Raw genomic sequence first — 9,202 nt, 5'->3', positions numbered from 1 at the left:
AGCCATAGTGGCAGGAGCTTTCGGTGGCCGGGCACCCACTGCAGGGCCGCGTTGGTGACCACCACGTCCGTGTCCCCGGACGGCAGCCAGTGCTCAATGTCGGCAAGCTCGTAGGAAAGATTGGCCGCCGCGGCTGCGTGGTCCTTGGAAGTGGCCAGCATTTCCGGCGACGAATCCAGACCCACCACCTGCGCGCCCGGCCAGCGGTCCGCGAGCGTCGCGGTCAGGTTGCCGGGACCGCAGCCGAGGTCCACCACGTGCCGCGGGGCTTCGGCGTGAATCCGACCGGTCAGATCAAAAAATGGTCTGTCCCGGTAGTCCCCGAACTGCACATATTTCTCCGGATCCCACTTCATGGCTGCCTCCAGTTCCCGGCACATTGTCCTAACCGAAGCCTAGTCCCGGCCCGAGGGCCAGCCAAGGAAGCCGCCTGCGCTGCGGGCGGCTCACGGCGCGCGCCTGCACTGCGTGCGGTGCCGCGGCTACTACACGGGCACTAAGCTGGACAGCAATGAAACTCGTTGATCAGCTCCCCGCCCCGGCCGCCCGTATCCCCGGCAGGACGGGCCTGGACCCGGACGAGCTCTACACCCGGTTTGTCGAGTGGACCGAGACCCGCGGCCTTGCCCTGTACACCGCCCAGGACGAGGCGATCATGGAGCTGGCCGCCGGCTCAAACGTCATCCTGGCCACCCCGACCGGGTCCGGGAAATCCCTCGTGGCCATCGCCGCGCACTTCCAGGCCATGGCCCGCGGGCAGCGGAGCTACTACACCGCCCCGATCAAGGCCCTCGTCTCGGAAAAGTTCTTCGCCCTCTGTGAGATCTTCGGCGCCGACAACGTTGGCATGATCACCGGCGACTCCGGCGTGAACCAGGACGCCCCAATCATCTGCTGCACGGCCGAGATCCTGGCAAACATCGCCCTGCGTGAAGGTTCTGCGGCGCAGCTCGGTGCCGTGATCATGGACGAGTTCCACTTCTACTCGGACCCGCAGCGCGGCTGGGCGTGGCAGGTGCCGCTGCTTGAACTGCCCCAGGCGCAGTTCCTGCTGATGTCGGCGACGCTCGGCGATGTCAGCCGGTTCGAGGACGGCCTCAGCGACCTGACCGGCCGCACGACGACGACCGTCAGTTCCGCGGAACGCCCCATCCCGCTGCACTACTACTACGAACAGACCCCGGTGCACGAGACCCTCGAGGAGCTGCTCGCCACCAAGCAGGTCCCGGTCTACGTGGTCCACTTCAGCCAGGTCGAGGCGATCGACCGGGCCCAGAACCTGATGAGCATCAACGTCTGCACCCGCGAGGAAAAAGACAAGATTGCCGAGCTCATTGCCGGGTTCCGCTTCGCCGCAGGCTTCGGCAAGACCCTCAACCGCCTGGTCCGGCACGGGATCGGCGTTCACCACGCCGGCATGCTGCCGAAGTACCGCCGGCTGGTCGAACAGCTTGCCCAGGCCGGCCTGCTGAAGGTCATCTGCGGCACGGATACGCTCGGGGTGGGCATCAACGTGCCCATCCGCACCGTGCTGCTCACGGCACTGAGCAAATACGACGGCGTCCGCACCCGGCTGCTGAACTCCCGTGAGTTCCACCAGATCGCCGGCCGCGCCGGCCGCGCCGGCTATGACACCGCTGGAACCGTGGTGGTCCAGGCCCCGGAGCACGTGACGGAAAACGTGAAGGCGATGGCCAAGGCCACGGCCAAGTTCGGCGACGACCAGAAGAAGCTGCGCCAGGTGGTCAAGAAGAAGCCCCCGGAAGGCTTCGTGTCCTGGGGCGAACCGACGTACAAGCGGCTGGTCGAGTCCGTTCCGGATCCGCTGACGTCGAGTTTCACCGTGACGCATGCGATGCTGATGAACCTGATGGAACGCCCCGGCGACCCGTTCCAGGCCGCCCGCCGCCTGCTCACCGAAAACCACGAGACCCGTCCGGCCCAGCTGCGGCTCATGAAGAAGGCCCTGGGAATCTACCGCGAGCTGCTCGCGGCCGGCGTCGTGGAGCGGATCCCGGCCGCGGAGCAGGGTGCCGACGGCCGCACGGTCCGGCTCACGGTCCATCTGCAGGCAAACTTTGCCCTCAACCAGCCGCTGTCCCCGTTCGCGCTGGCGGCGCTGGAGTTGCTGGACCCGGAGTCGCCGTCGTACGCCCTGGACGTGGTGTCGGTGATCGAGGCCACCCTGGAGAAGCCGCGGCAGATCCTCTCGGCACAGCAGAAGAAGGCGCGCGGCGAGGCGATCGCGGCGATGAAGGCCGACGGGATCGAGTACGACCAGCGGATGGCGATGCTCGAGGAGGTCACCTACCCGCAGCCGCTCGCCGAGATCCTCGGCGAGGCTTTCGACGTCTACCGTAAGGCCGCGCCGTGGGTCGGCGACTTCGAGCTCGCGCCCAAGTCCGTGGTCCGGGACATGTACGAGCGCGCCATGAACTTCGGCGAGTTCGTCCAGTTCTACGGCCTCGCCCGCTCGGAGGGGATCGTGCTGCGCTACCTCGCCGACGGTTTCAAGGCGCTCCGCCAGACGGTCCCGCAGGATGCCCTCCGCGAGGACCTGGAGGACCTCATCGCCTGGCTGGGCGAACTGGTCCGGCAGGTGGACTCCAGCCTGCTGGACGAATGGGAAGAGCTCACTTCCGGCGCGGCGCCCACACCGCATGACGCTCCCCCGCCCCCGCCGCCGTCGCTGACCTCCAACATCCGGGCCTTCCGGGTGATGGTGCGCAACGAGATGTTCCGCCGCGTGGAGCTGTTCGCCGATGAGGCCGCCACCGCCCTGGGCGAGCTCGACGCCGGCTCCGGCTGGGACGCCGAGCGCTGGGAAGATGCCCTCGATGACTACTTTGATGAGCACAACGACATCGGCACCGGACCGGATGCCCGCGGTCCCGGGCTGCTGATCATCACCGAGGAACCCGGGGTATGGAAGGTGCGGCAGATCTTCGATGACCCCGCCCGCAACCACGACTGGGGCATCTCCGCCGACGTGGACCTGGCGGCCTCGGACGAGTCCGGGACCGCCGTCGTCCGCGTCACGGACGTCAACCGGCTCTAAGCGGGACGGCACGGGGGCGGCCGTCGCCGTCGCCGGCGCCGGTACCCCAGCCTGGGCCATCGCGCCGCGGGTAAACTCGGACAATGAGTGTAATCCGGCCTGCCACGGCGCATGACGTCCCTGCCATCCTGCAGATGATCCACGACCTCGCCCTCTACGAGAAGGAACCGGACGCCGTCCGGAACACCCCCGGGATGCTCACCGAGGTCCTCTTTGGCGAGCATCCCAAGGTCTTCGCCACCATGGCGGAGAACTCCGCGGGCGAGGTCCGCGGCTTCGCCCTCTGGTTCCTGAACTACTCCACGTGGGAGGGCGTCCACGGGATCTACCTCGAGGACCTCTACGTCCGGCCGGAGGCCCGCGGCGAGGGCCACGGCAAGGCACTGCTGCAGCACCTGGCGGCGACCGCCGTTGACCGGGGCTACGCGCGCGTCGAATGGAGTGTCCTGGACTGGAACGAGCCCTCCATCAACTTCTACAAGAAGCTCGGCGCCCTGCCGATGGAGGAATGGTCCACCTTCCGCCTCACCGGAGCGGCGCTGACGGCTTTCGGCAGCCGCCCGGCAGTTGCCGGCGCCGGCTCCCCCGCCGGCTCCAGCCCGGGTTCCCGCGAGGCGGCAATCCGTGGCTGATCTCCCAATGACGGGGCTCATGGGAGCCTCCCTGCTGGAGACTGCCTCCAGCGACGGGCGCAAAGTTCCGCACAGCGTCCGGGCGCGCCACACCTACCGGGGAATGCGGACCGCGGAACACTACTTCCAGGTCCCCCTGGACCACTTCAGCGAGGCGGGGCGCCGCGGCGAAACCATCTCCGTGTTCGCCCGCGAATACGTGTCCACCGAACACAGCGAGGCTGAGGCCGCCGGGCTTCCCTGGCTGCTTTTCCTGCAGGGCGGTCCCGGCGGGCGTGGAAACCGGTTCCCGTCGCTGGGTGGGTGGAGCAAGGCCGCCGCGAAGGACTTCCGGATCCTCATGCTGGACCAGCGCGGCACCGGACTGTCCTCGCCCGTCGACCGCAACACGCTGCCGCTGCGCGGCACCGACGCGGAGCAGGCTGACTACCTGACGCACTTCCGCGCCGACTCGATCGTCGCCGACGCCGAAGCCATCCGGGTGGCCCTGGACTCGGCCCCGTGGACTATCTACGGCCAGAGCTACGGCGGATTCTGCGCGCTCAGCTACCTTTCCTTCGCCCCCGAGGGGCTGCGCGAGGTCCTCGTGACGGGCGGGCTGGCCCCGCTGGGCGGCTCCGCCGACCGTGTGTACCGGGCCACGTTCCAGCGGGTCGCGGCCCGGAACGCTGAATACTTTGACTGGTATCCCGAGGACCGGGCCATCGTCACCCGGATCGCCCGGCACCTGCGGGAAACGGAGGAGGTCCTGCCCGACGGCGGCCGGCTCACGGTGGAGCGGTTCCAGATGGTGGGCTCGTTCCTGGGCGGCAACACCCGGGTGGACGCACTGCACCACCTGCTCGAGGACGCCTTCGTGGCCACACCGGGCGGCGACCGTCTCTCCGACGCCTTCCTGGAGCAGGTCCGGGGCCTCGTGTCCCGGGCCGCGAACCCGTTGTACGCGTTGATGCACGAATCCATTTACGCCCAGGACGGTGCCACCAACTGGGCCGCCTGGCGCGTGCTGGAGGAATTCCCCGAGTTCCGCCCCGACGCCGGCGAACCGCTTCTGACCGGGGAAATGGTGTACCCCTGGTATTTCGAGCAGGATCCGGCCCTGCACCCGCTGCAGGACGTGGCCCGGCTCCTGGCCGAAAAGGACGACTGGGCACCCCTCTACGACCCGGAGCGACTGGCGCTGAACACCGTGCCCGTCGCCGCGGCCGTCTACACCGATGACATCTACGTGGACCGGGAGCTGTCCCTGGAGACGGCGGCCGCGGTCCGGGGCCTGCAGGTCTGGGAAACCGGCGACTTCCACCACGACGGGATCGCGGACGACGGCGAGGCGATCTTCGGGCGCCTGCTGGGGATGGCCCGTTCCGCCCGACGGTGACCCGGCCGCAGCCAGGCACGGGCCGATGACACCCGGCTTAGCAGGTACGGCTTAAACAGGCACGGCGCCGGACCCATGAGGGTCCGGCGCCGTACTGCTATGCGCCGCGGGGTGTGTCCTGCACTCTCACCCCGGCAGTTTGGTACTAGTCGACGTCGCTCAGGCTCTTGCGGGAGTCCTCTTCCAGCCGGGCATCCAGCTTCGACTTGGACGCCTTGGAGCTCATCAGGCTGGCGACCACCGCGACGACGATGGTGCCGATGATCACACCGAGCGAGACGTAAGTGGGGATCTCGGGCGCCCATTCGATGTGCTGGCCGCCGTTGATAAAGGGCAGCTCGTTGACGTGCATGGCGTGCAGGACCAGCTTCACACCGATGAACGCGAGGATCACGGACAGGGCGTGCTTGAGGTAGATGAGCCGGTTCATGAGGCCGCCGAGCAGGAAGTACAGCTGGCGCAGCCCCATGAGGGCAAAGATGTTGGCGGTGAAGACGATGAAGGCACTCTGGGTGAGGCCGAAGATGGCCGGAATGGAGTCGACCGCGAAGAGCAGGTCCGTCATGCCGATGGTCACGAAGACGATCAGCATCGGGGTGAACACCTTCTTGCCGTCGACGACGGTGCGGAGCTTGCCGCCGTCGAACTTCTCGGACATCGGCAGGACCCGGCGGATCCGGGCGATCAGCGGGTTTTCCTTGTCTTCCTCGTCCTCGCCCTCGTCCTGGGCCTGCTTCCAGGCGGTCCAGAGCAGGAAGGCGCCGAAGATGTAGAAGACCCAGCTGAACTGCTCGATCACGATCGCGCCGAGCATGATGAAGATGCCGCGGAGGATCAGGGCGATGATGATGCCCACCATGAGCACTTCCTGCTGATACTTTCTCGGTACCGAGAAGCGCGCCATGATGATGATGAAGACGAACAGGTTGTCGATGCTCAGGCTGTATTCGGTCACCCAGCCGGCGATGAACTGGCCGCCGAATTCCGGGCCGGTGAAGGCGAACATGGCGCCGGCGAAGACCAGGGCCAGGGCCACGTAGAACGCGACCCACAGTCCGGCTTCTTTCATGGAGGGCTCATGCGGGCGTTTGAGGACCATCAGCAGGTCGATGGCCAGAATGACGCCGAGGACGACAAACGAGCCGATCTCGAACCACAGGGGAAGCTCGGGCACGGGGGAAATACCTTTCGTAGGGTACAGCTCAGCGGTGTAAGTCTCTCCGACCGCCGGCGCATAACGCTGCCTGGCTGCCCGCTACGCCCGGCGCGGCATCGTAGCCGTGCGTGTTGACGATCGTAGCGTTTGGGATACTCCCCTACGTTTGACCGAGTTTACCCTAGGCGTGCCCCGCGGATTGCATTTGCCGCAGTTCCTTCTTCAATTCCCCCACCTCGTCGCGCAGCCGGGCGGCCAGTTCGAATTGCAGCTCCCCCGCTGCGGCGTGCATCTGTTCGGTCAGCTGTTCGATCAGCCCGACGAGGTCCTCGGCTGGCGCGGCGGCGAGCCCGTCCGCACGGATGAGCGCGGTGCCCTTGCCCTTGCCACGGTTCTTCCCGGCCGCGGCCAGCAGCTCGCGGGTGTCCGCGTCTTCCTTGGCCAGCTGGTCGGTGATGTCCGCGATCTTCTTCCGGAGCGGCTGGGGATCGATCCCTTTCTCCGTGTTGTACGCCACCTGGATGGCGCGGCGGCGGTTGGTCTCGTCGATGGCATGGGCCATCGAGTCGGTGATCCGGTCCGCGTACATGTGCACCTGGCCGGAGACGTTTCGGGCGGCACGCCCGATGGTCTGGATCAGGGACGTCGAGGAGCGCAGGAAGCCTTCCTTGTCCGCGTCCAGGATGCTGACCAGCGAGACCTCCGGGAGGTCCAGGCCTTCACGGAGCAGGTTGATGCCGACGAGGACGTCGAAGACACCCATCCGCAGTTCGCGCAGGAGTTCCACGCGGCGGAGGGTGTCGACGTCGGAGTGCAGGTATTCCACCTTCACGCCATGGCCCAGCAGGTAGTCCGTCAGGTCCTCGGCCATCCGCTTGGTCAGGGTGGTGACCAGGACCCGCTCGTTCTTCGCGGTGCGGGTCCGGATTTCGCCCAGCAGGTCATCGATCTGCCCCTTCGTGGGCTTGACGACGACCTCGGGGTCGATCAGACCGGTGGGGCGGATGATCTGCTGGACGAAGCCGTCGGACTTGCCGAGCTCGTACTTGCCCGGCGTCGCGGAGAGGTAGACCGTCTGGCCCACGCGGTCCTGGAACTCGTCCCATTTGAGCGGGCGGTTGTCCATCGCCGAGGGCAGCCGGAAGCCGTGGTCCACGAGGTTCCGTTTGCGGGACATGTCACCCTCGTACATGGCGCCGATCTGCGGCACGGTGACGTGGGACTCATCGATCACCAGGAGGAAGTCATCCGGGAAGTAGTCGATCAGGCAGTGCGGCGCGGTCCCCCGGGCCCGGCCGTCGATGTGCGAGGAATAGTTCTCGATGCCGTTGCAGAACCCCATCTGCTGCATCATTTCCAGGTCATAGGTGGTGCGCATCCGGAGCCGTTGGGCCTCGACCAGCTTGTTCTGGCTTTCCAGCACGGCGAGGCGCTCGGCCAGTTCATCTTCGATCCGCTTGATTGCCCGGCCCATCCGTTCCGGACCGGCGACGTAGTGCGAGGCGGGGAAGACGTACATTTCGTTCTCGTCCCGGAGCACTTCGCCGGTCAGCGGGTGCAGGGTCTGGATATTTTCGATCTCGTCACCGAAAAACTCGATCCGGATCGCCAGTTCCTCGTACATCGGGATGATTTCCACGGTGTCCCCGCGGACCCGGAACGTGCCGCGGTGGAAGTCCATGTCGTTGCGGGTGTACTGCATGGAGACGAACTTCCGGAGCAGGTCGTCACGGTTCATCTCAGCCCCCTTGCGGAGGGTCACCATCCCGGCGATGTATTCTTCCGGGGTGCCGAGGCCGTAGATGCAGGAGACGGTGGCAACCACGATCACGTCGCGGCGGGTCAGCAGCGCGTTGGTCGCGGAGTGGCGGAGCCGTTCGACTTCCTCGTTGACGGAGGAGTCCTTCTCGATGAAGGTGTCCGTCTGGGCGACGTAGGCCTCCGGCTGGTAGTAGTCGTAGTAGGACACGAAGTATTCCACGGCGTTGTTCGGCAGCAGTTCGCGGAATTCGTTGGCCAGCTGCGCGGCGAGGGTTTTGTTCTGCACCATCACCAGGGTGGGCCGCTGGACCTGCTCGATCAGCCAGGCCGTGGTCGCGCTCTTACCGGTACCGGTGGCGCCAAGCAGCACGACGTCTTTTTCGCCGTTCTGGATGCGCTCAGTCAGCTCTGCGATGGCGGCCGGCTGGTCACCCGCCGGCTGGAACTCACTGATGACCTCGAAGGGCGCCACGACGCGGTTGATTTCCTGGGCAAGACTCATGTACCTAATCTACCGCCGGGCTGTGACAGGATGCCCTGATTCAGCTTTGGGCAGTACCGGGGCCGGCGGCAGGTGCCGTTGCGGTGGCGCCGCCGCCGGTGCCGGCACCGGCGTCGTCTGCTCCGGGGTCGTCCGCGTACGACGGCGGCTGCCATCCCGTGCGCTGCACCCACGCTTCCATCCGGGGCCAGGCATACTCGGTGAACCAGCCCTCCTTGTCGGCCGCGTAGCCGGCGGTGGACTTGTCGACGCCGTGCAGCCCGGCGACCCGTTGCTTTTCGGCGACATAGTCCGCCCGGGCTTCGGGATCGGCGCGCAGCCAGTCGCGGAAGCACAGCGCGTACCGCCAGCCCGGCGAGCCGGCCGCGCGGAGGTGGAGATTCACCGGCCGGCCGGGGTCGGCGTTGCCGTGCAGCCTCTTGCCCCAGTCGGCAGGGTCCGGGTGCGAGGGCTTCGGGTTGTCGGCGATGATGCCGGGCCAGCGCGGGAATCCTGCGTCGGCCAACAGCGGCGCGATCCGGTCCGCGGCGTCGAGGTCCCGGACGCTGAGCTGGAGGTCGATCACATCTTTGGCGTCGAGGCCAGGGACGGCCGTGGACCCGAGGTGGTCGACGGCCAGGACATCCTGCGGGACCGCTGCCCGCAGCCGGGCGATCAGCCGGGCGGCCTGCGCGGCCCAGGCCGGATCGGCCGGGGCGAGGACCGGCCCCGCCGT

At 67.1% G+C, this 9,202-nt stretch carries 7 protein-coding genes; 3 read left to right on the top strand and 4 right to left on the bottom strand.

The annotated features are described in order from the left end of the window. The coding region (locus Y706_RS25205) for a methyltransferase domain-containing protein (RefSeq protein WP_043436090.1) at positions 1 to 356 on the bottom strand (356 nt) is incomplete at its 3' end. 155 nt (positions 357 to 511) lie between these two features. Here Y706_RS25205 and Y706_RS0112325 point away from each other — a divergent pair. The 3 genes from Y706_RS0112325 to Y706_RS0112315 all read left to right on the top strand — a co-directional run bounded on the left by Y706_RS0112325 (position 512) and on the right by Y706_RS0112315 (position 5,068). Further along, a complete protein-coding gene (locus Y706_RS0112325; RefSeq protein WP_028276832.1) occupies positions 512 to 3,058 on the top strand; it encodes a DEAD/DEAH box helicase in 2,547 nt (848 codons plus the stop codon). 83 nt (positions 3,059 to 3,141) lie between these two features. Then, on the top strand, positions 3,142 to 3,690 hold the full coding sequence (locus Y706_RS25200; RefSeq protein WP_043436059.1) for a GNAT family N-acetyltransferase: 549 nt from the start codon (positions 3,142 to 3,144) through the stop codon (positions 3,688 to 3,690). A gap of 19 nt (positions 3,691 to 3,709) precedes the next feature. After that, the gene (locus Y706_RS0112315; RefSeq protein WP_028276831.1) at positions 3,710 to 5,068 is read left to right on the top strand and encodes an alpha/beta fold hydrolase; all 1,359 of its coding nucleotides are present in this window, start codon (positions 3,710 to 3,712) and stop codon (positions 5,066 to 5,068) included. Positions 5,069 to 5,213: 145 nt separating this feature from the next. Here the strand turns inward: Y706_RS0112315 and Y706_RS0112310 are convergent, their stop codons facing one another. The 3 genes from Y706_RS0112310 to coaE all read right to left on the bottom strand — a co-directional run. After that, on the bottom strand, positions 5,214 to 6,242 hold the full coding sequence (locus tag Y706_RS0112310; RefSeq protein ID WP_028276830.1) for a TerC family protein: 1,029 nt from the start codon (positions 6,240 to 6,242) through the stop codon (positions 5,214 to 5,216). 163 nt (positions 6,243 to 6,405) lie between these two features. Further along, positions 6,406 to 8,487, bottom strand: coding sequence for an excinuclease ABC subunit UvrB (gene uvrB / locus Y706_RS0112305; protein ID WP_028276829.1), 2,082 nt, complete (start codon positions 8,485 to 8,487; stop codon positions 6,406 to 6,408). A 40-nt stretch (positions 8,488 to 8,527) separates the two neighbouring features. Further along, positions 8,528 to 9,202, bottom strand: a 675-nt coding sequence (coaE, locus tag Y706_RS25195; protein WP_084476104.1) for a dephospho-CoA kinase, incomplete at its 5' end; no start/stop codon positions are given.

This window comes from Arthrobacter sp. I3 (assembly GCF_000520575.1).
Taxonomy (GTDB): Bacteria; Actinomycetota; Actinomycetes; order Actinomycetales; family Micrococcaceae; genus Arthrobacter; species Arthrobacter humicola_A.
This window is presented reverse-complemented; position numbering and strand designations above follow the sequence as displayed.